The 22,838-nt window shown below is 45.3% G+C and carries 22 protein-coding genes; 14 read left to right on the forward strand and 8 right to left on the reverse strand.

Features of this window, described 5'->3' with window-relative positions:
- The coding region (locus I6E38_RS03025; RefSeq protein WP_235392611.1) for a transposase at positions 1-273 on the forward strand (273 nt) is incomplete at its 5' end.
- A gap of 100 nt (positions 274-373) precedes the next feature.
- On the opposite strand, the gene fmt is transcribed toward I6E38_RS03025, so the two are convergent.
- Positions 374-1,354 carry a methionyl-tRNA formyltransferase gene (fmt, locus tag I6E38_RS03030; RefSeq protein WP_235392612.1) on the reverse strand — a complete coding sequence of 327 codons (981 nt, stop codon included), beginning with the start codon at positions 1,352-1,354 and terminating at the stop codon, positions 374-376.
- A gap of 125 nt (positions 1,355-1,479) precedes the next feature.
- Between fmt and I6E38_RS03035 the strand changes: the two genes are divergently transcribed.
- Both I6E38_RS03035 and I6E38_RS03040 read left to right on the forward strand, forming a co-directional pair.
- Positions 1,480-2,049, forward strand: coding sequence for an L-threonylcarbamoyladenylate synthase (locus tag I6E38_RS03035; RefSeq protein WP_235392613.1), 570 nt, complete (start codon positions 1,480-1,482; stop codon positions 2,047-2,049).
- A gap of 3 nt (positions 2,050-2,052) precedes the next feature.
- Positions 2,053-3,864, forward strand: coding sequence for a chloride channel protein (locus I6E38_RS03040; protein ID WP_235392614.1), 1,812 nt, complete (start codon positions 2,053-2,055; stop codon positions 3,862-3,864).
- Between the two features lie 337 nt (positions 3,865-4,201).
- Here the strand turns inward: I6E38_RS03040 and rpe are convergent, their stop codons facing one another.
- Together rpe and I6E38_RS15295 are read right to left on the reverse strand one after the other, a co-directional pair.
- Positions 4,202-4,855 carry a ribulose-phosphate 3-epimerase gene (gene rpe, locus I6E38_RS03045; RefSeq protein ID WP_235392615.1) on the reverse strand — a complete coding sequence of 218 codons (654 nt, stop codon included), beginning with the start codon at positions 4,853-4,855 and terminating at the stop codon, positions 4,202-4,204.
- Positions 4,856-4,892: 37 nt separating this feature from the next.
- Positions 4,893-5,018 (reverse strand): hypothetical protein, encoded by a 126-nt coding sequence (locus I6E38_RS15295; protein WP_262912311.1) that lies wholly within the window; start codon positions 5,016-5,018, stop codon positions 4,893-4,895.
- 453 nt (positions 5,019-5,471) lie between these two features.
- On the opposite strand from I6E38_RS15295, the gene trpD reads away from it, so the two are divergent.
- From trpD to I6E38_RS03080, 7 genes are read left to right on the forward strand one after another with little or no spacing between them, the layout of a single operon-like run.
- Entirely contained in the window at positions 5,472-6,470 is a 999-nt protein-coding gene (trpD, locus tag I6E38_RS03050; RefSeq protein WP_235392667.1) for an anthranilate phosphoribosyltransferase, read from the forward strand.
- 2 nt (positions 6,471-6,472) lie between these two features.
- Positions 6,473-7,270, forward strand: coding sequence for an indole-3-glycerol phosphate synthase TrpC (gene trpC / locus I6E38_RS03055; protein ID WP_235392616.1), 798 nt, complete (start codon positions 6,473-6,475; stop codon positions 7,268-7,270).
- A 57-nt stretch (positions 7,271-7,327) separates the two neighbouring features.
- Positions 7,328-8,029, forward strand: coding sequence for a phosphoribosylanthranilate isomerase (locus I6E38_RS03060; RefSeq protein ID WP_235392617.1), 702 nt, complete (start codon positions 7,328-7,330; stop codon positions 8,027-8,029).
- Between the two features lie 51 nt (positions 8,030-8,080).
- Positions 8,081-8,857 (forward strand): tryptophan synthase subunit alpha, encoded by a 777-nt coding sequence (trpA, locus tag I6E38_RS03065; RefSeq protein ID WP_235392618.1) that lies wholly within the window; start codon positions 8,081-8,083, stop codon positions 8,855-8,857.
- A gap of 38 nt (positions 8,858-8,895) precedes the next feature.
- Positions 8,896-10,098 (forward strand): tryptophan synthase subunit beta, encoded by a 1,203-nt coding sequence (trpB, locus tag I6E38_RS03070; protein ID WP_235392619.1) that lies wholly within the window; start codon positions 8,896-8,898, stop codon positions 10,096-10,098.
- Entirely contained in the window at positions 10,085-11,479 is a 1,395-nt protein-coding gene (locus I6E38_RS03075) for an anthranilate synthase component I family protein (protein WP_235392620.1), read from the forward strand. Before trpB ends, I6E38_RS03075 begins: the two co-directional genes overlap by 14 nt.
- A complete protein-coding gene (locus I6E38_RS03080; RefSeq protein WP_235392621.1) occupies positions 11,476-12,039 on the forward strand; it encodes an anthranilate synthase component II in 564 nt (187 codons plus the stop codon). The genes I6E38_RS03075 and I6E38_RS03080 overlap by 4 nt, the downstream gene beginning before the upstream one ends.
- A gap of 47 nt (positions 12,040-12,086) precedes the next feature.
- On the opposite strand, the gene I6E38_RS03085 is transcribed toward I6E38_RS03080, so the two are convergent.
- From I6E38_RS03085 to rfbA, 5 genes are all read right to left on the reverse strand, one after another.
- Positions 12,087-12,686, reverse strand: coding sequence for an RNA polymerase sigma factor (locus I6E38_RS03085; protein WP_235392622.1), 600 nt, complete (start codon positions 12,684-12,686; stop codon positions 12,087-12,089).
- 172 nt (positions 12,687-12,858) lie between these two features.
- On the reverse strand, positions 12,859-15,447 hold the full coding sequence (locus I6E38_RS03090; RefSeq protein WP_235392623.1) for a C10 family peptidase: 2,589 nt from the start codon (positions 15,445-15,447) through the stop codon (positions 12,859-12,861).
- Positions 15,448-15,593: 146 nt separating this feature from the next.
- Positions 15,594-16,025, reverse strand: a complete 432-nt coding sequence (locus I6E38_RS03095; protein ID WP_235392624.1) for a BT0820 family HAD-type phosphatase — start codon at positions 16,023-16,025, stop codon at positions 15,594-15,596.
- Between the two features lie 39 nt (positions 16,026-16,064).
- A complete protein-coding gene (locus tag I6E38_RS03100) occupies positions 16,065-18,605 on the reverse strand; it encodes a GumC family protein (protein ID WP_235392625.1) in 2,541 nt (846 codons plus the stop codon).
- A 73-nt stretch (positions 18,606-18,678) separates the two neighbouring features.
- Complete coding sequence (gene rfbA / locus I6E38_RS03105; protein ID WP_235392626.1) at positions 18,679-19,557, reverse strand: glucose-1-phosphate thymidylyltransferase RfbA; 879 nt, start codon at positions 19,555-19,557, stop codon at positions 18,679-18,681.
- A gap of 233 nt (positions 19,558-19,790) precedes the next feature.
- On the opposite strand from rfbA, the gene I6E38_RS03110 reads away from it, so the two are divergent.
- From I6E38_RS03110 to rny, 4 genes are all read left to right on the forward strand, one after another.
- Positions 19,791-20,423 (forward strand): hypothetical protein, encoded by a 633-nt coding sequence (locus tag I6E38_RS03110; protein WP_235392627.1) that lies wholly within the window; start codon positions 19,791-19,793, stop codon positions 20,421-20,423.
- Between the two features lie 82 nt (positions 20,424-20,505).
- Positions 20,506-20,805 (forward strand): hypothetical protein, encoded by a 300-nt coding sequence (locus I6E38_RS03115; RefSeq protein ID WP_235392628.1) that lies wholly within the window; start codon positions 20,506-20,508, stop codon positions 20,803-20,805.
- A 70-nt stretch (positions 20,806-20,875) separates the two neighbouring features.
- Entirely contained in the window at positions 20,876-21,178 is a 303-nt protein-coding gene (zapA, locus tag I6E38_RS03120) for a cell division protein ZapA (protein ID WP_235392629.1), read from the forward strand.
- Between the two features lie 105 nt (positions 21,179-21,283).
- Positions 21,284-22,816, forward strand: a complete 1,533-nt coding sequence (rny, locus tag I6E38_RS03125; protein WP_235392630.1) for a ribonuclease Y — start codon at positions 21,284-21,286, stop codon at positions 22,814-22,816.
- The last annotated feature ends 22 nt before the right edge of the window (positions 22,817-22,838 follow it).

Raw genomic sequence — 22,838 nt, forward strand, 5'->3', positions numbered from 1 at the left:
AAGAAGACTGTAATTGTCTTGGACAATGCTTCTGTTCATAGAAATCGGAAAGTTAAAGAACTGAGGAAAATTTGGGAGAAAAGAGGATTGTTCCTCTTCTATCTTCCACCTTATTCTCCAGAACTTAATCCTGCCGAGATTCTTTGGCGTATACTTAAGGGCAAATGGATAAGACCGATAGATTACGAGACTACGGACTCGCTTTTCTATTGTACGAACATGGCCTTGGCGTCTGTGGGTACGAACTTATTCGTGAATTATTCATATTTATAAAATTAATTTTGAACAGTTACTTATAAGTATTGGTTAATAAAAAAGGGATGCCCTCCATGTGATATGGAAGGCATCCCAATTTTTTTTAGTCTGCTTTTGTTTATTTCATGTGCATTTCAGCAATGTGCTTGAATCCGTTGAGGAAGTTACGTGCTGCCATACGTTTCTTTCCTGATGCTTGCAGTTCTACGATGTCGAGCCATTCATCGTTGGTGGCAACTAATAGATGGCTGTTTTCTGTTTTCAGTGTTCCTGGAGCTACACCTGTACAATTTGTACCAGTTTTCGCTGTCTTGAATATTTTCATGACACTTGCCTCTACCTTCTCGGTCTCGCTGTTTGATGCAAGTGTAGTCCATGTGCCAGGGTAGGGGCTTAATCCGCGAACGAAGTTGTATATTTGCTTTGCAGTCTTATGCCAGTCAATCTGACAGGTCTCCTTGAATATCTTCGGTGCAGCCTTGAGTTCGATGTCTTCGCGTTGCGGCTGCGAAGGAACATTGCCATCGGTAGAAATAACGAGGTCGACAGTGTCTTGACAGATGCCTGCACCCAATTCCATGAGTCCGTCGTATACATATTCTACATCAGCATCGTCAGGTATCGGGAATTCGCGCTGCATGATGATGCGACCCGTGTCTATGTTGTGGTCGAGGAAGAATGTTGTGACACCTGTCTTTGTCTCACCGTTGATAACTGCCCAGTTGATAGGTGCTGCTCCACGGTACTGAGGCAGCAACGCTGCATGTACGTTGAAAGTACCGAAGCGAGGCATGTCCCATACCACCTCGGGCAACATACGGAACGCCACCACTACCTGCAAGTCGGCATTATACGAGCGTAACTGTTCGATAAATTCCGGATCCTTCATCTTTACCGGTTGCAATACGGGCAGTCCGTGCTCCAAAGCATATTCTTTGACTGCTGAGGCACGCAGTATCGAACCATGGCGTCCTACGGGTTTGTCGGGCTGAGTCACCACAGCTACAACATTATATCCATTCTCCACAAGCAGCTTGAGCGAACCCACAGCAAACTCAGGAGTTCCCATAAATACTATGCGTAAGTCTTTCTTTTCCATCGTTTCTTTTTTGTTTTGTATGCAAAGGTAGTGTTTTTTCGTTGTATCGTTGACGGTTTGTGCTTAAAAATACGTAACTTTGCGTGTTGTATAAGAAGTAAACACACACTAAAATATAAAAAACGATGACACAGAAAGAAGATATCAAGAATGCTATTGACGCAATGAAGAAGGGTGGAGTGATACTCTATCCTACTGATACTGTTTGGGGATTGGGATGTGATGCTACCAATGCCGAAGCTGTAGCAAAAATATACAAAATCAAACAACGCGATGATTCAAAGGCGCTTATATGTCTTGCCGATTCGGTAGACCGTGTACAGCGTTATGTACGTGATGTTCCGTCTGTTGCTTGGGATCTTATGGAATTGTCCGACAAGCCAACAACCGTTATTCTTGACGGAGCTGTCAATCTTGCTCCTAACCTCATTGCCGAGGATGGCAGCATTGGATTGCGTGTCACCAATGAACCTTTCTCAAAAGAGTTGTGCTACAGATTCCAGAAAGCCATAGTCAGCACAAGTGCCAATATAAGCGGTGAGCCTGCTGCCCAGAACTATTGCGACATTTCACCTGAGATACTTGATGCTGTTGATTATGTTTGCTGGACACGTCGTCAGGAACACAAACCGCACAAGCCAAGCAGTATAATCAAACTTACTAAGGACGGTAGAGTAACAATTATCAGAAAATAAGAGATGCAACAATCGGTTTCAAGTACTTCTGCCATAAGAAGTCTTGGACTGCGACTCTACCAATGGCGTATAAAGCATCTGAGTGATCGCCAGGCAACGATAATCCTGGCTTTCTTCATAGGCTTCTTCGCCTCAGTAGCCGCATTCCTTCTCCACTCGCTCATTCATGAGATACAGCAGTTGCTCACATCACGTTTTCATGCCAATACGTTCAACTGGATGTATCTAATGTTTCCTGTTGTAGGTATATTCTTGACCTCGTTGTTTGTACGGTACGTAGTCAAGGACAATATCTCGCATGGTATTACACGTATTCTTTACGCAATATCCTCCAAGCAGTCGCGTCTTAAGGGGCACAACTGCTGGACTTCGGTAGTTGCATCAGCCATAACAATCGGTTTCGGTGGTTCGGTAGGAGCCGAGGCACCTATTGTACTTACGGGTTCAGCCATCGGTTCAAATCTTGGCCGCTTCTTCCGTATGGACAACAAGACGCTCATGCTGCTTGTTGGTTGCGGTGCTGCTGCTGCCATTGCGGGTATCTTTAAAGCTCCAATAGCCGGATTGGTATTTACGCTCGAAGTCCTTATGGTAGACCTTAGTATGGCTTCGTTGCTTCCAATCCTTACAGCAGCCGTCACGGCAACTTGCTTCACCTATGTATTTATGGGTAGCGATTCGCTCTTCACCTTTCATCTTGACAGCGGATGGGTGGTAGAACGTGTTCCTGCCAGCATCATTCTTGGAGTAGTATGCGGACTTGTCAGCCTCTACTTCATACGCTCCATGTCAGTATGCGAGGGCATCTTCGGCAAAATGAAGCAGCATCGTTGGGGCAAGCTGGTATTGGGTGGACTGATGCTTAGTTCGCTGATATTCCTCTTTCCGGTACTTTATGGTGAGGGTTACAGCGCAATCAACATTCTGCTCAACGGTTCGAGCGAAGCCGACTGGAACGAAGTGCTCAAGAATTCAATGTTCTATGGCAACGGTCATCTGCTCATACTCTTCATAGCATTGGTCATAGTAACAAAGACATTTGCCACGGCAGCCACCAATGGTGGAGGCGGTTGTGGTGGAACCTTTGCTCCGTCACTGTTCGTAGGAGCCTTCAGCGGATTCTTGTTCTCACGTCTTTGGAACATGTATCAGGTAGGAACGTACATTCCCGAGAAGAACTTCACGTTGCTTGGAATGGCTGGCGTGATGGCAGGTGTAATGCATGCTCCACTCACGGGTATCTTTCTTATAGCCGAGATAACCAACGGCTATGACCTCTTTATGCCGTTGATGATAGTGGCAGTAAGTTCGGTACTGACAATAAGCATCTTCGAGCCTCACAGCATTTATGCCATGCGTTTGGCTCGTGAGGGCAAGCTCGTCACTCACCATACAGACAAGTCGGTGCTCACGCTTATGAGTATGGATAGTGTGATAGAGCGCGACTATACATCCGTAGACCCCGATATGCCGCTTGGACGATTGGTCAACGCCATATCAAAGAGCCACACCAGTTTTATTCCGGTGCTCAATGCAGCCGGATCGATATTGGGAGAGATAGACATTACGAAGATTCGTCACGTCATGTTCCGTGCCGAATTGTACAATAAGTTAACCGTTAGTCAGCTTATGCAGCCAATTGCAGCACAAGTAGCCGAGGGTGATTCGATGGAAGAAGTGATGCGCAAGTTCGACCTTAAGGGCACGCGCTATTTGCCGGTAGTGAATACGGCTGGTCACATAACGGGATACATATCGCGCTCGCGTGCCTATAGTATGTATCGCAAAATGGTGGCTGACTTCTCTAATGAGTAAGTCTTAGAATACGGATTGATAATCGTAAAACGCCCTGTAAGTGTAAAAGCATTGATAATTAACGCTTTTGCCCTTACAGGGCGTATTGTTTTTGATGATATGTTACCCCAGGGTGTTGCCCTGGGCTATGTGCTTCTGCCCCTCCGGGGCGTACTGCTTTGATTTTTGATATATCCTCCTGAGCAAGCAGCGGTGTGAAAAACCAACAATAAGAATGTATCGGCAGTCTGCTCAGGCTATGGCGTCCACGCCATAGCCTCCTACTATTTGTAGTGCCAATTCATCTGAAAACTTGAACATCTGATATTATTACTCGAAATATCAGATGAACTAAAAATTATTTGCAGTTCTTCAATTCGTGTATTGTCTTTATCGGGTCGGCTGCCTTGAATATGTAGCTGCCACTCACCAATACGTCGGCTCCTGCTTCTACCAGCAGCGGTGCGGTCTTGTCGTTAACGCCACCGTCAATCTGGATAAGGGCATTGCTGCCTTTCTCCTCAATCATCTGCTTCAGTCGGCGTGTCTTTTCCACTATACTGGGAATAAATTTCTGTCCACCGAAACCGGGGTTAACGCTCATGAGTAGCACCATGTCTACATCATTGATGATATCCTCAAGCATGCAGATAGGAGTAGAAGGATTGAGTGTAACACCGGCTTTCATGCCAGCGGCGTGAATCTCCTGAATGGTGCGGTGCAGATGTACGCAAGCCTCGAAGTGTACGTTCATCATCATGGCGCCCGTAGCAGCCACCTGCTTGATGTAGTTTTCGGGATGTACAATCATCAGATGCACGTCGAGCGGCTTCTTGCATTCCTTAGCTACAGCCTCTATTACGGGGAAACCGAAAGAGATGTTGGGTACGAATACGCCGTCCATAATGTCCAGATGAAGCCAGTCGGCCTCACTGTTGTTGATCATTTCGATGTCCTTCTTGAGGTTGATGAAGTTGGCCGACAGCAACGAAGGTGAGATAAGTGTTTCCATATCAGTGATATTCTTTTTTATAAATTAGTTTAAGCAATTAGTTTGTCATATAAGCTTCGTCATGTCCGTCGCTCTTCATCACCCGATAAGCGTATGCAATCTGTCGGATGATATTCAACGTAAGTTCAGTGGGTCGAGCCTCGTCAGGGGTAAAAATCTTCATAGGCGAATTGTTTATATTGTTGTTACTTCTTTATTATCATTAACGACGATGATTGTATATTATTATGTTTGTCTGTATTTTTTATTTTGCTCTATATATAATATGGTGGAATACTGGGATAAAACATGTAAAAGGCACCAATCAAGACAAAATATTAGCAATTTAATAAAAAAGTAGTCAAAAAACTTGTTGATTAATATTTATTTCTTACTTTTGCAATCGAATAGATTACTAATTAAAAGAATATAGTATATGAATAATGCACAGCTTACATTTTGGTGGTGGCGTAGCTCAAGATTTGAAAAGTCGTGAGAAGATAGCACCTACGCATTATTTTCGTATATAGAGATAATAAGACAGGCCTGCCGCTCACGCGACAGGTCTTTTTTTATATCCGTATTCAAGGGAGTTATAACAGTTGACAACATTTAAAAGGATAATAATATGGCAACAATGAAGTTGATTTTGGAAAAGGTGCTTGGCGGTGAGAAGCTCAGCCGTCAGGAGACAAAGGACATTCTGCTTGGTATAACACGCGACGAATATCCCAGCGAACAGATTTCGGCACTGCTCACTGCGCTCCAGATGCGAGGCGTGACGGTAGACGAACTACTCGGTTTTCGCGACGGAATACTTGAGACGGGAGTACATGCCGTGCTCGACTGCGACCGTTACATCGACGTAGTAGGCACAGGGGGCGACCGCAAGAATACATTCAATATTTCCACCACTTCATGTTTTGTCATAGCAGGAGCAGGATATAAGGTGGCAAAGCACGGTAACTATTCAGCCACTTCTACCTCCGGAGCGTCGAACGTTATCGAACAGCACGGCGTGAAGTTCACTGCCGACCTTGACAAGCTCAACCGTTCCATCAACGAGTGTGGCATCGTATATTTGCATGCACAGCTCTTTGCCAAGGCCATGAAGTTTGTAGGTCCGATACGCAAGGCATTGCAGTTTCCAACATGCTTCAATCTGCTCGGCCCGCTGGTAAATCCTTCACAGCCTAAGTGTCAGCTTTTGGGTGTAGCCACGCTCGACCAGATGAAGTTATATAGCGAGGTTTACCGTCGCATAGGAGTCGACTATGCCATTGTCAACAGCATTGACGGATATGACGAGATTTCGCTGACTGGCGATTTTAAGGTATCCACCAACTCTTATGAGCGTATCTTCTCTCCATCTGATCTGGGTATGCAGAAAGCATTGCCCGAAGAACTTGTAGCCGGAGCTACAGAGAAGGAGGCAGCACAGATATTCGATGCAGTACTTGAGAACCGTGCTCTTCCTGCACAGAAGAATATAGTCATAGCAAATGCAGCGTTTGGCATACAGACATTCGAACGCGGACAGAAACCTATTGAGGAATGCATTGCTATAGCACGAGAGTCGATAGAGAGTGGACGTGCCTTGGCTACATTCAAGAAGTTTAGGGAGATAAACGGATAAAAATGGATATACTTGAAGAAATCGTAGCTCGCAAGCGTGTCGACCTCCAACAGATGAAGGCACGCCATACCGAGCGCATCATACACCAGGAGGTAGAGCAGCTAATGTCGCAAGACTTTTCTGTGCCATCTATGAGTCAATCGTTAAAGAGCAGTTCTACTGGTATAATAGCAGAATTCAAAAGACGCTCACCATCGAAAGGATGGATTATGGAGAAGGCAGATGCTGCAGTTGTTCCTCTTAGTTATCAGCAGGCTGGAGCATCGGCACTGAGCATACTCACCGACACTCCTTACTTCGGAGGCGACGACAGCGATATCCTAAAGGCGCGTAATAGTGGTGTGACATTGCCAATACTCTATAAGAATTTTGTCGTTGATGAATACCAACTTTTTCAGGCTCGGCTCTGTGGAGCCTCGGCTGTGCTTCTGATTGCAGCATGTCTGAATAAGGACGAGTGTAGGATGCTACTTAATATGGCTCACGAACTAAATCTTGAGGTACTGCTGGAAATGCATAGTGAAGCCGATACGGAATATGCAGATTTGCTACCTGATATGTGTGGTATCAACAATCGCAACCTTGGTACTTTCCATACTGATGTGCAGACTTCATTCCGTCTGGCAAGTCGTCTGCCTGAAGAAGTCTGTTGGGTAAGTGAGAGCGGACTGAAGGATTTAGCAACTCTTGAAGCTTTGCGGCTGGCTGGATACAATGGTTTCCTTATGGGCGAACGCTTTATGAAAGAGGCTGACCCAGCCCAGGCATTGAATGAATTTACAGGCATAATAACAAAATAAAAGTAAAATCATAACTAAATCATGGGTTTTTCTAAGCCCAATATAATTCGAAGAACAATGAGCAATAATAAACCCTTGATAAAGGTTTGCGGAATGCGTGATCCTGACAATATACGCACTGTAGTACAGTTGCCAATAGACTATATGGGATTAATATTTTATCCCAAGAGCAGTCGATATGTAGACATGCAACATTTATGTACCGGACTTATGCCCGACCAAGCAGATCCAAATATAAGTGAAGCAACTAAAGCAGACATTCATAACGGTATTGGTAGAGTAGGGGTGTTTGTAGATGCTATGGCACAAGACATTATAACACGTGTCGTTGCTTTCGAACTTGACGCAGTACAGTTGCATGGCTCTGAGACTCCGACGTTCATTCGCAATCTGCGTGCTACTATAGTGCCAGACATCCGCCCCACGCTAAAGGTATTTAAGGCTATGAGTATATCCTCTGCCGACGATTTTGCACATTGTGCTCAATATGAGGGCATTGTAGATATGTTTGTCTTTGATACAAAATGTACTGGTTACGGTGGAAGCGGACAACAGTTTGACTGGTCGTTGCTTGACAGCTATCATGGTACAGTACCTTTCTTACTGAGTGGAGGTATAGGTCCTGACGATGCTGAGCGTATCAAGGCTTTTAGCCATCCACTGTTTGCTGGTGTCGACCTTAATTCAAGGTTTGAAACGGAGCCGGCCGTGAAGGATGTACAGTTGATTGACAGTTTTATCAAACAACTGCGAGGCTGAATATATAGAACAATATAAGTAAAAATGATTTAAATAATAAAACCGTAGGATATGAATAAGATAAATAGATTGTTTTCAGAGCGTGGCGACCGCAAGCTATTGTCGCTGTACTTCTGTGCAGGATGTCCTGAGGAGGATATGACCGCTGACGTTATACTCGCCATGCAGCGCCACGGTATAGACATGATTGAGGTGGGAATACCATTTAGCGACCCTTTGGCAGACGGTCCGGTGATACAGAGTGCTGGAACGGTGGCACTGAAAAACGGTATGACGCTCGAAACGCTTTTCGGTCAGCTTGACGCAATCAAGTCGCAGGTAAATATTCCGCTGGTGCTTATGGGCTATCTCAATGTCATCATGCACTACGGATATGAGCGCTTCTGCCAGCGTTGTGTGGAGTGCGGAGTCTCGGGATTCATCATCCCTGACCTTCCGTTCGACGACTATCTCAATGAGATAAAGCCTCTTGCCGACCGCTACAATCTGCGTTGCATCATGATGATAACGCCAGAGACATCTGAGGAACGCATCCGATTTATCGACCGTCACACCGACGGATTCATCTATATGGTAAGTTCGGCAAGCATAACCGGTGCGCAGCAGAATTTCGACGAAGCCAAGCAGCAGTACTTCCAGCGCATCAATGCCATGAATCTGCACAATCCGCGCATGATAGGATTCGGCATAAGCAACCGTCAGACGCTCGAAAGTGCGCAGAACAATGCCGCCGGTGCCATCATAGGCAGCAAGTTCGTCACTCTGCTTCGTGACACTGGCAATGCCGACGAGGCTCTGACTCAGTTGTTCGACGCACTGAAGAAGTAAGTACACCTTATTATATAATAATCAAAACACAAAATATTATGACATTAGCAAAACCTAAAAATGGATTTTACGGTCGCTTCGGCGGCGCCTACATACCAGAAATTCTACACAAGTGCGTTACCGACTTGCAGGAGGCTTACATCCCAATCATCGAGAGCGAGGAGTTCAAGAACGAGTATCGTGCACTCTTGCGCGACTACGTAGGTCGCCCCTCGCCGCTGTATTACGCCCGTCGTATGAGCGAGAAGTACGGATGCCAGCTCTATCTGAAGCGTGAAGACCTCAACCATACGGGTGCGCACAAGATAAATAATACCATCGGGCAGATTCTCATGGCTAAGAAGATGGGCAAGACACGCATCATCGCCGAGACCGGAGCCGGACAGCACGGCGTGGCTACTGCTACAGTCTGCGCATTGATGGATATGGAGTGTGAGGTGTTTATGGGCAAGACCGATGTCGAGCGCCAGCACACTAACGTGGAGCGTATGCGTATGCTTGGCGCCAAAGTGCATCCCGTCACTACTGGCAACATGACGCTCAGCGACGCATGTTCGGAGGCCATACGCGACTGGTGTTGTCATCCGCAGGACACATTCTACATTGTTGGTTCGACAATGGGCCCGCATCCCTATCCCGACATTGTGGCTCGTATGCAGAGTGTCATCTCCGAGGAATTGAAATGGCAGCTTCAGGAGAAGATTGGACGCGACTATCCCGATTGTCTCGTGGCTTGCATTGGTGGCGGAAGCAATGCCGCCGGAACGATATACCACTATGTTGACAATCCGAAGGTGAAGATGGTGCTGGCTGAAGCAGCCGGTCATGGCATCGACACCGACTACACCGCTGCCACGATACATTGCGGCAAGGAGGGCATCATTCATGGTGCGCGCACCATGGTGATGCAGACCGCTGACGGACAGATAAAGGAGGCATTCACCATTTCGGCTGGTCTGGACTATCCGGGCATAGGGCCTATGCATGCCAATCTTGCCCAGCAGGGACGTATTGATGTATTGGCAATAAAGGACGACGAGGCTATTCGCGCCGGATACGAACTCACCCGTATGGAGGGCATCATCCCTGCCATAGAGTCGGCACACGCCATTGCTGCGTTGCAGCACCTAAAGTTCAAGAAGGACGATGTGGTGGTGCTCACCGTGAGCGGTCGTGGCGACAAGGATGTAGAGACTTATCTCAATAACAAGCAAATGGCTGGCGAATATGGAAACTTCTAAATTCAAATACAATACAGTGTCGTGCGACATGCTCGCCGACATGTACACACCCGTTTCGGTATATATGCGCATGCGCTATCGTGGCGTGCAGAGTGCGCTGATGGAGTGTAGCGACTATCACGACCGTTCGAGCAGCCGCTCGTTTGTAGCCACTCACCCGATAGGCAGTATAGCCATTGGCCATGGAGTGGCTACATTCTCGCTGCCAGGCGGTAGCGTATTGCGTCGCAACATCGATGATGACTATACCTGCGATGTTGCCATCAACGAGTTTATGCAGCACTTCGACATCAGTGGCGAACATTCGGATGTGTTCGGATTGTTCGGATATACCACGTTCAATGCGGTGCGCTACTTTGAGCATATTGACGTGAAGGACGAGACGCAAAAGGAGAACGATGCGCCCGACATATTATATATAATGTATAGGGACATCGTCGTTATCGACCATTTCAACAGTCGTATGACGCTCGTCACGCTCGGAGGCTCAGAGGCTCTCGATGCCATGAAGCAGTCGCTCGACTCGGCAGTAGGTCAGGACTACGGATTTCGTGCCGTAGGCGAGTGTACTTCGCCACTCACCGACGACGAGCATCGTGCCAACATACGACGCGGAATACAGCATTGTCTGCGTGGCGACGTGTTTCAGGTGGTCATATCTCGCCGCTTCATACAGCATTTTGAGGGCGACGACTTCAAGCTCTATCGCACTCTGCGCAGCATCAATCCCAGTCCTTACCTGTTCTACTTCGACTTCGGAGGGTTCCGCATATTCGGCTCTTCGCCCGAAACTCATTGCCGCATAGAGAACCGTAAGGCTTACATCGACCCTATTGCAGGCACTACACGTCGCACGGGCGATGCCGATGCCGACCGCCGTGCTGCCGAGTTTTTGCGCAACGACCCCAAGGAGAATGCCGAACATGTGATGCTGGTAGACCTTGCGCGCAACGATCTCTCGCGCAACTGCCATGACGTTAAGGTTGATTTCTACAAGGATTTGCAGTATTACTCGCACGTGGTGCATCTCGTGAGCCGTGTCAGCGGACAGCTTGATGAGGGCGCAGATGCCGTTAAGGCATTCATCGATACGTTCCCTGCGGGCACGTTGTCGGGCGCGCCCAAGGTGCGTGCAATGCAGATTATTTCCGAACTCGAACCTCACAACCGCGGCGCTTATGGCGGATGCGTAGGATTTATCGGACTCAACGGCAATCTGAACCAGGCCATTACAATACGCACGTTTGTAAGTCGTGGCGGCGAACTGTGGTTTCAGGCTGGCGGTGGCATTGTGGCTAAGAGCAACGTTGAGTATGAACTGCAGGAAGTGAACAATAAATTAGGAGCATTAAGAAAAGCAATAAAAGAAGCTGAGAAATGAAAATAGTGATTATAGACAACTACGACTCATTCACATACAATCTCTCCCATCTGTTGAAAGAGCTGGGAGCGGATGTTACGGTGGTTCGTAATGACAAGTTCGAGTTGAAGGATTTGGAGCAGTACGACAAGATTGTACTAAGTCCCGGACCCGGCATACCGTCAGAAGCGGGATTGCTGCTCGATGTGATACGCACATACGCCGGACGCAAACCTATACTCGGCGTTTGTCTTGGACATCAGGCTATAGGCGAAGTGTTTGGTGCGAGTCTTGAAAATCTTAAAGAAGTGTATCACGGAGTGCAAACAGAGGGTACGCAGATGGGCAACGACTACATCTTCGACGGTCTGCCCGAGCGTGTCATGATGGGACGTTATCACAGCTGGGTGGTAGCAAAAGATTCGGTGCCCGAATGCTTGGAGGTGACAGCCATGTCTGATGATGGCGAGATAATGGCTATGCGCCATCGCCAGTACGACATCCACGGCATACAGTTTCATCCCGAGAGTGTACTCACGCCAGAGGGTAAAACGATAGTTGGGAACTTCCTAAAACACTGATTTTAGGAAATTCCCAACTGTATATTGGATAATTCTGTCTTACATATTTATATTGACAACTGCAGTGTCATACCGTATGTCTTTGCCATGCGTCGCATATTAAGCACAGCGTAACGCATGCGTCCGAGAGCGGTGTTGATGCTGCAGTTTGTCGTTTCGGCTATCTCCTTGAACGATAACTGCTGATAGAAGCGCATATATACTACTTCGCGCTGTATCATTGGGAGCATGTCAAGCAGTCGGCGCACATCCTTGAGCGTCTGACTGTTGACGTATTGGTTCTCGATATTGCCTACAACCAAGCTCGGATCGCTGACGTTTGATAGGTCATTGTCTTTGTTGGCTTCGACAAAGTGGAATTGTGCCAGACTGCGATACCAGTCCATCACGGTGTTGTGCGCAATGCGCATGAGCCATCCCGCAAACTTGCCCGACGTGGTGTAGCGCCCGTCCTGCATGTATGCTATAGCCTTCACGAATGTGTCTTGAAACAGGTCTTCGGCTGTTTCACGGTCGTGTACAATAAAAAGGATGTATGAGTATATATTCGACTGATTGCGAAGCAACAGCAAATCAAAAGCGCGGTTGTTCCCATCGATGTATGATAATGCCAACTCTTCGTCGGTCATATCCTGTAATTTCTTCATTTTTCTCTATTTTTGATTGAGTAAATGTGTTCCGATAGGCAAATTTCTCGCTTTTTGATGGTTTGTATAAAATGTATTATCAAGTGCAAAGATAAAAACTTTTGGCGTAAATGCCAAAAGTTTTTATCTTTTAATTAGTTTGGTTATATGTAGCAATACCTTTATCAATGTATTATCTTACTATAACTTTCTTTCCTTTCACAATGTACAGTCCTGGAGCTACTGTCACGTGCTTAATTGTATTGGCTTCTGTACGCACATCGCAAACCTTGCTGCCGTCGATGTGGTAAATTGCTATGCGCTCAGCCTTATCAGTAAGGATTGTTATCTCACTGATGCCACCATGGATGTAGTTGGTTGCAGCATTTGTAACTCCGCTTATTGCGTTGGGCTTGCCGGCAACGTAGACAAGTGGATTTATTGCATTAATTTCATAATAACCATTTTCTTTTCCGTCTACTAAGACATAGTATTTGATTTTTGGTAATGAAGTTGGAATGTTCATTTGTACGTTGGTTTCAGTGTTGAACAGACGCAACTCACCCATTAACGTATTGCCGCCAATTTGTTCAGGAGTGAATTCATATGATATGGTTGTTGTGCTACCGTTTCCTGGAATTCTTATCGTTTTTTCTGTATAAGGTCCCTTGCCAGTTTCAGCGTTGAAAGCTATTAACCAACATTTTACACTCGTTGTTCCGCCATCGTTTCTTATGTAGTATTTGAATTCAGCTTTATCATCATCCACTCTTGGAACCTTTACGTTATTGGTACTATAACGTGCGTTCTTGCGTTCGTATGCATAAGGTGTTGCGTTAGTTTCAACTTTTTCTAGAACAAGCGATGGGGCTGTTGTCTGTTCTACATTAAACTTCTTGGCGTTCAGCAGTAGTTCCTGACCTTCGCCGTCTTCTACCCATACATACATATTTCCTGCAGTGGTTGGTGTAATGCCAACGTTACGTGTTACGGTAGAGTGGGCTGGTATCGTCATGTATAGTCCTTCAACTGCATCATCCGGTTGTGTTGTGGTGTTTGATGTGTACAAGTTAATCAATCCCATAAACTCATCGTCACTGTTGTTGGTGACACTGAGTTTGAATGTACTTTCAATACCGCTGTAATTTGTCTCGTCGGTAGCGATGTCGGCTGTGAGTTGAGTCTTCACAAGCGAAAGTTGGGTAAGCGATGACTTGACAACGTATGGGCGCATTCCTTCGTAACCGCATTTCTTCCATGTTTTTCCGTTATCAGTACTATATATGGCATATATTGTATATGTATCAGTAGGAGGAAAAGCATAGTCAATTGTAAATGTGGTACCAGTGTAATTGCCACTTCCGTCTTCTTTGACGGCTGTAAGTTCCATGTCTGTTGTTTTCGATATTAATTGATATCCGCCCTTACCGTTGTTAATGCCATATCCCAATTTGCCTTTGAAATTGTTTGATGTCGGGTTACCCCACCAATCTTTAATTGTGATTGAGAACTTATCCGTAGCGCTTTTACGTGTCGGTTTGGTCAATTCTATGCCTGTGCTATGTCCATTATAACTACCGTCTAATACCATAACAAAAGGACATTCTGTTAAAGGTTCATCTACTTTGCCGTTGTCTGGCTGTATACCTATAATCATATAACAACTGCGGTTGAAACCGTCACTAATGTTTCCGGCGCCTATTCCTCCTTGAGATGGATTTAGAATGGTTATGTCAAAATAGCCGTCACCAGCACCGCTCCAACCCCAATTGATATGATAGAGTCCGTTGCCATCGCTTCCATCACAAATAAACTGATGACCACCAGCTGTTGTCTGTCCGCTGTATAGAATTGGGCGTCTGGCTTGTAGTTCTTGGTCGATGAGTGCAGTCCACTCGGCGAGTGTGAACGACGAGCGAGGTAGGTCGAGCATAAGGTCAGAGTCGTAGCCGAAGTATTTGGCGAGACTGGCTGGTGTGACATTGGCTCCCGATTCTTTATTGTAGTTCATCTTGACTGCTTTGCCACAGTGCAGCATAAGTTTGGCTACGGCATCGGCTTGGGTTTTAGTATAGTTATATGAATAGTTAGGGAGCATATTGTCCCAATCGTATTTCTGTCCCTTTGACTCGGCTGACATAACTATCTTTTGGGTATATGTAGTGTACTGTGGTATGTCGGTTTTGAGTTCATTGGGATATTTCCAATACATCATGACTTGTGCCATGGCAGTAGCTACGCATCCTGTTGCTGCTACATTGGTGCCGTCGTATTTAGGACACATATTATTATAAGGTGTGCTTTGATCCCATTTTATATCGCCAAGCAATGGACTTATAGCTGTAGTAGAGCGTGTCTGGTTGGCACGCATGGCTTTTGCTTCTGCAATGTTTTTTATGGCTGAGGTGTTGCCTCGTTTTAGCGCTTCGATAGTGGCGCAATAATTGTTAAGGAATGCAGTCATTGCAGATGGCATATTGTTGGCATCGTATGTGCCATGGTCAGCATAGCCTACAATTTCTGGCATATCGTCATCGCCCGAAATTATAGCAAATCCTTTGTCTTCGCCGAATGGGAAAACGTAGTATGGTGACAATGTTGTTGTCATACTGCCATTTATAGAAGGCGCCTTTGCTGCTGCCTTATTGTCAATCTTAATTCCGAGCTTTGCTGCCTGACGTTCGGCTATAACCTTTGCCTGATTGAATGTACGTGGTGAGGCAAAAGCCGTTGTACCGACAAACAGCAGTGCCATCATAAAATAGAGATAAAATCGTCTCATATATAAATTGTTTTGGTTGATGTTGAAATGTCACAAATTTAGTGTAAAAATAAAAAATACGCAAATATTTGAGTTGTAAATGACTGTTTTTTACTCAAATATTTGCGTATTGATTATTTTGTTGTCAGAAGGAAGACTTTATTCTGTTAGAACAGTCCCCACTTCTTTTTGCGCTTGGGCGGTTCCTGTGAGTTGAGTGTAGGACGTGCATTGCGTATCACGTCGTGCCACGTCATATTGTTATGTACCATTTGGTAAATCAGTCCCCAGTCGGGCAGTCCACCAAGGTTGCGGTCGTCTATAAATATGTCGGCTTTCAACTTGCGCGAGAAGTGGTTGTTGTTTTCCTTAGTTTCCTCAGGATAGTCGCGGTTGACGGCATAGAACTCGATGCCGCGTTCGCGACACCAGTTCACTGCGTCGTCAAGAAGCTTACCTTCACGCACACTCCACAATATCACCTTATGGCGTTCGGCAATAAGCATGCGTATTGTTTCGGTGGCAAAAGGTATCTCCTCGCCAATTTCAGGGTATTTATGTTCGACAATAGTTCCGTCGAAGTCCAATGCAATTACCATATAATATAATTTTATATGTATGCGTACATTATATATGTATTACACCTTTATTGAGGTGTCATTCTTGTCGCCATAGCTACTGTTAGAGTAGCTGCCGTAGCTGCCATATGCACCGTATTTACCGTAATTGCCGTAGCTACCGTTTTTGCCATAATTGCAGTATTTTGCATATTTACCATACTTGCCGTATTTGCCGTAGCCGTAGTAGTAGCCATACTTTTTCTTGGCCATATCTATGCCGTTGATTGCAATAGCAATGTTTGGTAATTTCTTTTCTGAGCTAAGACCGTTGATGAGGTCGAAGCTTGACTTCGCTGTATAGTCAGCGCGACAAATATATACAGTCATGTCAGCAACACGAGCAATCTGCAGTGTGTCTGTAATAAGACCTACAGGAGCTGTATCTACAATAATGTAGTCGTATTTTGACTTGAGAATCTCGAATATCATGTCGAGCGAATTGCGGCTAACAAGCTCTGTCGGGTTTGGCGGGATTGGTCCTGCCATTAGTATGTCGAGATTTTTGTTAATGCCCGATTGTACTATTTGTCCATTTACGTCAGCTTCTGTCGGAGCCGACTTCGTAAGCAAGTTGGTTATGCCATGACGGTGGTCGTCAATCTCGAACAGTTCTGCAAGACGTGGCTTGCGGATATCAAGACCAATGAGAACAACCTTCTTGTCAAGCAATGCAAAGCTGACAGCCACGTTGGCAGCTGTAAATGTTTTGCCCTCACCTGATGTTGTAGATGTGAACATGATGGTCTTCTTATCTTCTGGCAACTGGAATTGTATGTTGACACGCAATGAGCGGAAAATCTCCTCCATGAGATTGTTCTTGTTCTCATGTACCACAATGTCGGCCTTTGTCTTTGCTGTGTCGCTTGCAATGGCAATGTCGCCGATAATAGGCAGAGAAGTAAGATTTGCCACATCATCGTGTCCCTCAATCTTATAGTGCAGGAAGTTGATGATAAACAAGATGCCTACAGGTATTGCGAGTCCAAGAATAAGGGCAACAAGCATGATTATAGCCGATTTTGGGCTTATCTTACCGCCAAATTGTGGCTCGTCGATCAGTTTGCCCTTGTCGGCTGTTGCAGCAAGTGAAATAGAGTTCTCTTCACGCTTCTGCAGCAGCATGAGATACAGTCCCGATTTTACCTCCTGCTGACGACCAATCTGTGTGAGGATACGTTCCTGCTCTGGAGTAGAGGCTATCTGGTTAGCATAAGTATTGAACTGCTGCTGGATGCTGTTACGCTGAATCTCATTGTTGCGTTGAGCCTGAGTCATTGCGCGACGTATACTTGAAATCAGCTCATCGAGCTGTGCTGTGAGAGGTATTACAGCTGGTGACGTCTCGCTTGCAGTACGCAAGAGACGGTTACGCTGCATAACAATTTCATTGTATTTGTTTATGAGCGTAGCAGATGTAGGATCAGTGAGTCCTACGTTAGAGGGTAGAGTCTGATACTTGTTCGATGGCTCGTTCAAGTACTCGGAGATGCTGTACAGAAGTTGGATCTGTGTATTCATCTCTGCAAGCTTCTGATTGAATGTCTCAGTATTGGTTACAGCTGTTGTAGAGTTGATTTTAGGATCAACAATACGATAGTGGCGTTTTGTCGACTCAAGATTACCCTCGGTCTGTCCAAGTTCGCTGTTGATCTTCTCAAGACGAGTGTTGATAAACTGCTCGGTGCGCAGTGCAATCTCGTTCTTGTCCTCATTGGCTTGACGATTGTAGCAAACTGACAACTGCTTGAGGTAGTCGATGGCACGTTGAGGAATTTCGTCGTTCAATACAAGCTGGGCGATGGTTGTTGTCTTTGATGTCTGGCTTACAGAAAGACTATTAGCATATTTTATTGCTGTCATGCTTGGCGACATGATTGTAATCTTCATTGCCTTTCCGTCGGGTAGAGCTTTGGCCGTAGTACGCTTGAGTGTTATTATACCAATGCTTGTATTGATGGTATAAGGCATGCGGTCGGCTGTGCGGTCAATACTATATTTTACTGGAACTGAATTTTCTCCACTTCCAGATACGGTGGTGTATTGGCCGGTTATGTGATATTTTCCGTTTTGGCTGGTGATTTCCAGAGAAACGGGATTCTTGAGCTTTTCAAGATGCATCGGGTCTATATCTGCACTTATTGGCTCATTACCATATACAAGATTGGTCTTGACGCGTCCCTCCACCTTGTATGTGACATACAGCTTCAAGTCGCGACAGGTCTGCTCGGCAAGTCTTGTCGACTTGAGGATTTCCATCTCGTTGTCAATACCAGTTGAGTTTGACATGATACCGAGCGTGTTTGATGCCAGCAATGCACTTTTGCCTGAACGTGTAGGTTGGTTATCGTCATCTTTGATAAGCAGTTTTGCGCTTGCTTGATACATCGGTGTAGTGTATCTTAGGTAAGCGAACGCTACACCGAGACAGATAATGACAGACAATACAAACCACTGCCAGTTGAGTACTAGTGTTTTGTATATAAGTTGCAGATTTAATGACGAGGACTCTTCCACGTCTTGTTGTGAGTTGTACAAGCCAACTTTTTTGTTTTCTTCCATTTCTTTGGGTCTATTATTCTTGTTTCATTTGATTTAGCACTACTGCAGTGCGAAAAATACTCGTGCTTACAGCTTAGCCTTCATCGGCAAGTCGAAGCAAATATTTTCCGTATTCATTTTTACTCATAGGCTCCGCTACTTCTTTAAGGCGCTGAGCTGTTATCCATCCTTTCTTAAATGCAATCTCTTCCAGACAAGCCACCTTAAGGCCCTGTCGCTTTTCAATAACCTCAATGAAAGTGCTTGCTTCTGACAGACTGTCATGTGTGCCTGTGTCGAGCCATGCAAATCCGCGTTGTAGAGTCTTTACCTTCAGGTTGTCATGTTTCAGATATTCTTGATTCACTGTGGTGATTTCCAGCTCTCCTCGCTTGCTTGGCTTTATTGTTTTGGCAATGTTTACTACGCTGTTAGGGTAGAAATAAAGCCCAACTACAGCATAGTTACTTTTGGGATGCTCTGGTTTCTCTTCAATGCTAAGGCAATTGCCTTTGCTGTCAAATTCAGCCACGCCATAGCGCTCTGGGTCGTTGACATAATAGCCAAACACAGTGGCGCTACCTTCTTTCTCGGCATTGGCAACACTTTCGTGTAGTAGTTGCGAGAATCCGGCACCATAGAAAATGTTATCGCCGAGTACGAGGCAAACAGAGTCGTCGCCTACGAATTCTTCGCCAATAATAAATGCTTGGGCCAAACCTCCAGGATAAGGCTGTTCGGCATACTCGAAGTGTACGCCAAAGTCGCTACCGTCGCCCAGCAAACGCTTGAACGAAGGAAGGTCTGCAGGGGTTGATATGATAAGGATATCCTTAATGTCTGCAAGCATGAGCACTGATATAGGGTAGTATATCATCGGCTTGTCGAAAATGGGAATAAGCTGCTTGCTTATACCCTTTGTGATGGGGTAGAGGCGTGTTCCCGATCCGCCGGCTAAAACGATTCCTTTCATTTGTAAGTGCTTTAGTTGTATTTTTATAATCAATAATGTAAAAAATGCGTACAAAGATACTACTTTTTGTTGATTATATATATGTTTATCCCTGTAAAAATGTGTGATGTACTCAAAAAGGACAAATATTGTAGTATAGGAAGTGAAAAAACTTGTGTGTTAAAGATTTTTTTGTAATTTTGCAAGGAATAATCATCGAACAATATAGATAAATAAACATTATAGAATCAATTATGGGACTTTTTTCAAAGGTTTTCGGAAAGAAAGACGACGATAAAAATATGGGTGGAATGGAAGACTACATGAACCTTGTAAGGGTTTATTTTCAGGCTACTATTGCATCGAATGTTGGCATAACCAATCTTGCAGCTCTGCCCGATTTGCGAGTTTTCAAGACCACACTTCATGTTCCTACCGTTAACAACAAGCTTGGCGTAGGCGAGAAGGCGGCTTGTCGCAAGATGATGAAGGAAATTTACGGTACCGACGATAATTTCTTCAAGGAAATAGATCAAAGTGTACGTAAGAACTGTCGCAAGATTCAAGAAGTGCAGACCTATCTTGTGCAGTTCCAGGGCTTTACTCAGGATTTGATGATGCTGATGGGCAACTTGATGAAGTTCAAGCTTCGTCTTCCTTCAATATTCAAGAGCGCGTTGTATAAGATGACAGAGAAGACTGTTGATGGCATCTTCAACAAGAACGACTATAATGATGCTGCTGTGTTGAAGTCTGTTGTGGCAGTGCGTCAATACAATCATCGTCTTGGTTTCTCGCAGAAGTGGACTACTGATTTTGTATATCAGGTGGTGATGCTTGCCAAGAAAGAACCCAAGGCAGCAGAAGGTGAAGAAGCAAAAAAATAATAAAGGCAGAAGAGTAGAAAACTGCTGATATTTTTGTGGTATTCGCAAAAATGAACTAATTTTGTAATCAAAACGTAGTAAAATGGAAGCTGACTCCAACTCTATCAACCTTTTCACTACACGTGTCAGGCAAATGATACTTCAGTATGAAGAACTGAAGGAGAGGAACACTGCTTTGCAAGCCACTGTCGACAGTCAGGCTGCTCGAGTTGGTGCATTGGAGAAGCAGCTTGCACAGCTACGTGCAGACTACGATAGTCTTAAACTGGCACGAATGGTGACTATTACTGACGGCGATATGGAGACTGCGCAAAAGCGTGTAGCACGCTTGATACGTCAGGTCGACAAATGTATAACGCTACTTGGTGAGAGTGATAAGTAGTCATGGCGAACGGGTAGATAGACGATAGTGCGTTTGACTGTTTTTTTGTGCCAAATCATTGCAGAGCAAAATGGCTGAGGACAAATCAGAGAAACTTAGGATAAGACTGCATGTCTACGATACGGACATACCAGTAAACGTGCGTCCAGAGGACGAACCGTTGTATCGTGATGCTGCCAATCTTATCACAAGTACTATAAATACGTATGCAGCGAGATATAAGGGACCGGTTAATATGAAAGAAATCCTTTATATGGCTCTTGTTGAAATAGCCTTGCGCTATGAGATGGAGCTTTCGCGCAACGATACCAAACCTTATCGTGACGTAATCTCCCAGTTGACTTCGGAAATAGAGGATGCTCTGAAGGGTTAGGCTTTGAAGAGCAGGGGTTTTGTGTGCTTAGACTAAATCGATAGACTGAACCTATTTCTACATAATAAAATAAATAACAGAAACATAATAAAGTAACAAGAAAACATGTTAGGTATATTAATCGCAGCCTTGGTAGCGCTCGTTGTAGTCGTTGTCGCAGGCTATGCTGTTTTCCGCTATCTAAAGGGAAAATATAATGAAATGATAGCAGCCGCTACTAAGGAGGCTGAAGTATTGAAAGAGAAAAAGCTCTTGGAAGTAAAGGAAAAGTTCCTTAACAAGAAGTCTGAGCTTGAAAAGGAAGTGCAGCAGCGCAACCAGAAAATCCAGCAAAACGAGAATCGTCTCAAGCAGCGTGAGATTTCACTCAATCAGCGTCAGGAGGAACTCGGACGTCGTAAGCAGGAAGTAGAGCAGTGCCAGCAGCGCATTGACAACGAGAAGAAGCTTATTGCGTTGAAGCAAGAAGAACTCGACAAAATGCAGACCAAGGAACGTGAGAAGCTTGAGGAACTTTCGGGTCTCAGCGCCGAAGAGGCTAAGAGCCGTCTTGTGGAGAGTCTGAAGGATGAGGCTCGCACTGACGCTGCAAGCTATATCAATGAGATAATGGACGAGGCTAAGCTCAATGCTAATACACAGGCTAAGAAGATTGTGATACAGACAATACAGCGTGTGGCTACAGAGACGGCAATTGAAAATTCAGTCAGCGTATTCCATATTGACAATGATGAGGTGAAGGGTCGTATCATTGGTCGTGAGGGCCGTAACATCCGCGCTCTTGAGGCTGCCACTGGTGTGGAAATTGTGGTTGACGATACGCCTGAAGCTATCGTGATTTCAGCTTTCGATCCTGTTCGCCGTGAGGTTTGTCGCTTGGCTTTGCACCAGCTTGTAGCCGACGGTCGTATCCATCCGGCACGTATTGAGGAGGTTGTGGCTAAGGTAAAAAAGCAGCTTGACAACGAGATTATTGAAACGGGTAAGCGTACTGCCATTGACCTTGGTATACACGGATTGCACCCCGAACTCATACGTATTGTAGGTAAGATGAAGTATCGCTCGTCGTATGGTCAGAACCTTCTGCAGCACGCTCGTGAGACAGCTAACCTCTGTGCTGTTATGGCTGCCGAACTTGGCTTGAATCCGAAGAAGGCAAAACGAGCTGGCTTGTTGCATGATATTGGTAAAGTGCCTGATGAGGAGAGCGAATTGCCGCACGCACTCTATGGCGCCAAGATAGCCGAGAAGTATAAGGAGAAGCCGGACATTTGCAACGCTATCGGTGCTCATCATGACGAGATGGAAATGAATACATTGTTGGCTCCGATTGTACAGGTTTGTGATGCAATCTCTGGCGCTCGTCCTGGTGCTCGTCGTGAGATTGTTGAGGCTTACATCAAGCGTCTTAATGACCTTGAAGCTATTGCAATGTCTTATCCTGGTGTTACCAAGACTTATGCTATTCAGGCTGGTCGTGAGTTGCGCGTGATTGTCGGTGCTGACAAGATGGACGATAAAGAGACAGAAAAGCTGTCTGGTGAGATAGCCAACAAGATTCAGACTGAGATGACCTATCCTGGTCAGGTTAAGATTACCGTAATACGTGAGACACGTTCGGTAGCTTATGCCAAGTAAAGATTTAAAGGCTAATATATAA

The sequence above is a fragment of the Leyella stercorea genome (assembly GCF_021531355.1).
Classification (GTDB): domain Bacteria; phylum Bacteroidota; class Bacteroidia; order Bacteroidales; family Bacteroidaceae; genus Prevotella.

What these genes read in the sequence shown, in the direction of transcription:
- I6E38_RS03085 (WP_235392622.1), bottom strand. Translation starts at nt 12,686, where the DNA reads ATGAAGAAATTACAGGATATGACCGACGAAGAGTTGGCATTATCATAC.
- I6E38_RS03080 (WP_235392621.1), top strand. Translation starts at nt 11,476, where the DNA reads ATGAAAATAGTGATTATAGACAACTACGACTCATTCACATACAATCTC.
- I6E38_RS03090 (WP_235392623.1), bottom strand. Translation starts at nt 15,447, where the DNA reads ATGAGACGATTTTATCTCTATTTTATGATGGCACTGCTGTTTGTCGGT.
- I6E38_RS03060 (WP_235392617.1), top strand. Translation starts at nt 7,328, where the DNA reads ATGAGCAATAATAAACCCTTGATAAAGGTTTGCGGAATGCGTGATCCT.
- rpe (WP_235392615.1), bottom strand. Translation starts at nt 4,855, where the DNA reads ATGGAAACACTTATCTCACCTTCGTTGCTGTCGGCCAACTTCATCAAC.
- zapA (WP_235392629.1), top strand. Translation starts at nt 20,876, where the DNA reads ATGGCTGAGGACAAATCAGAGAAACTTAGGATAAGACTGCATGTCTAC.
- I6E38_RS03095 (WP_235392624.1), bottom strand. Translation starts at nt 16,025, where the DNA reads ATGGTAATTGCATTGGACTTCGACGGAACTATTGTCGAACATAAATAC.
- I6E38_RS03040 (WP_235392614.1), top strand. Translation starts at nt 2,053, where the DNA reads ATGCAACAATCGGTTTCAAGTACTTCTGCCATAAGAAGTCTTGGACTG.
- trpA (WP_235392618.1), top strand. Translation starts at nt 8,081, where the DNA reads ATGAATAAGATAAATAGATTGTTTTCAGAGCGTGGCGACCGCAAGCTA.
- trpB (WP_235392619.1), top strand. Translation starts at nt 8,896, where the DNA reads ATGACATTAGCAAAACCTAAAAATGGATTTTACGGTCGCTTCGGCGGC.
- trpC (WP_235392616.1), top strand. Translation starts at nt 6,473, where the DNA reads ATGGATATACTTGAAGAAATCGTAGCTCGCAAGCGTGTCGACCTCCAA.
- I6E38_RS03035 (WP_235392613.1), top strand. Translation starts at nt 1,480, where the DNA reads ATGACACAGAAAGAAGATATCAAGAATGCTATTGACGCAATGAAGAAG.
- I6E38_RS03115 (WP_235392628.1), top strand. Translation starts at nt 20,506, where the DNA reads ATGGAAGCTGACTCCAACTCTATCAACCTTTTCACTACACGTGTCAGG.
- trpD (WP_235392667.1), top strand. Translation starts at nt 5,472, where the DNA reads ATGAAGTTGATTTTGGAAAAGGTGCTTGGCGGTGAGAAGCTCAGCCGT.
- I6E38_RS03075 (WP_235392620.1), top strand. Translation starts at nt 10,085, where the DNA reads ATGGAAACTTCTAAATTCAAATACAATACAGTGTCGTGCGACATGCTC.
- rny (WP_235392630.1), top strand. Translation starts at nt 21,284, where the DNA reads ATGTTAGGTATATTAATCGCAGCCTTGGTAGCGCTCGTTGTAGTCGTT.
- I6E38_RS03110 (WP_235392627.1), top strand. Translation starts at nt 19,791, where the DNA reads ATGGGACTTTTTTCAAAGGTTTTCGGAAAGAAAGACGACGATAAAAAT.
- fmt (WP_235392612.1), bottom strand. Translation starts at nt 1,354, where the DNA reads ATGGAAAAGAAAGACTTACGCATAGTATTTATGGGAACTCCTGAGTTT.
- I6E38_RS03100 (WP_235392625.1), bottom strand. Translation starts at nt 18,605, where the DNA reads ATGGAAGAAAACAAAAAAGTTGGCTTGTACAACTCACAACAAGACGTG.
- rfbA (WP_235392626.1), bottom strand. Translation starts at nt 19,557, where the DNA reads ATGAAAGGAATCGTTTTAGCCGGCGGATCGGGAACACGCCTCTACCCC.
- I6E38_RS15295 (WP_262912311.1), bottom strand. Translation starts at nt 5,018, where the DNA reads ATGAAGATTTTTACCCCTGACGAGGCTCGACCCACTGAACTTACGTTG.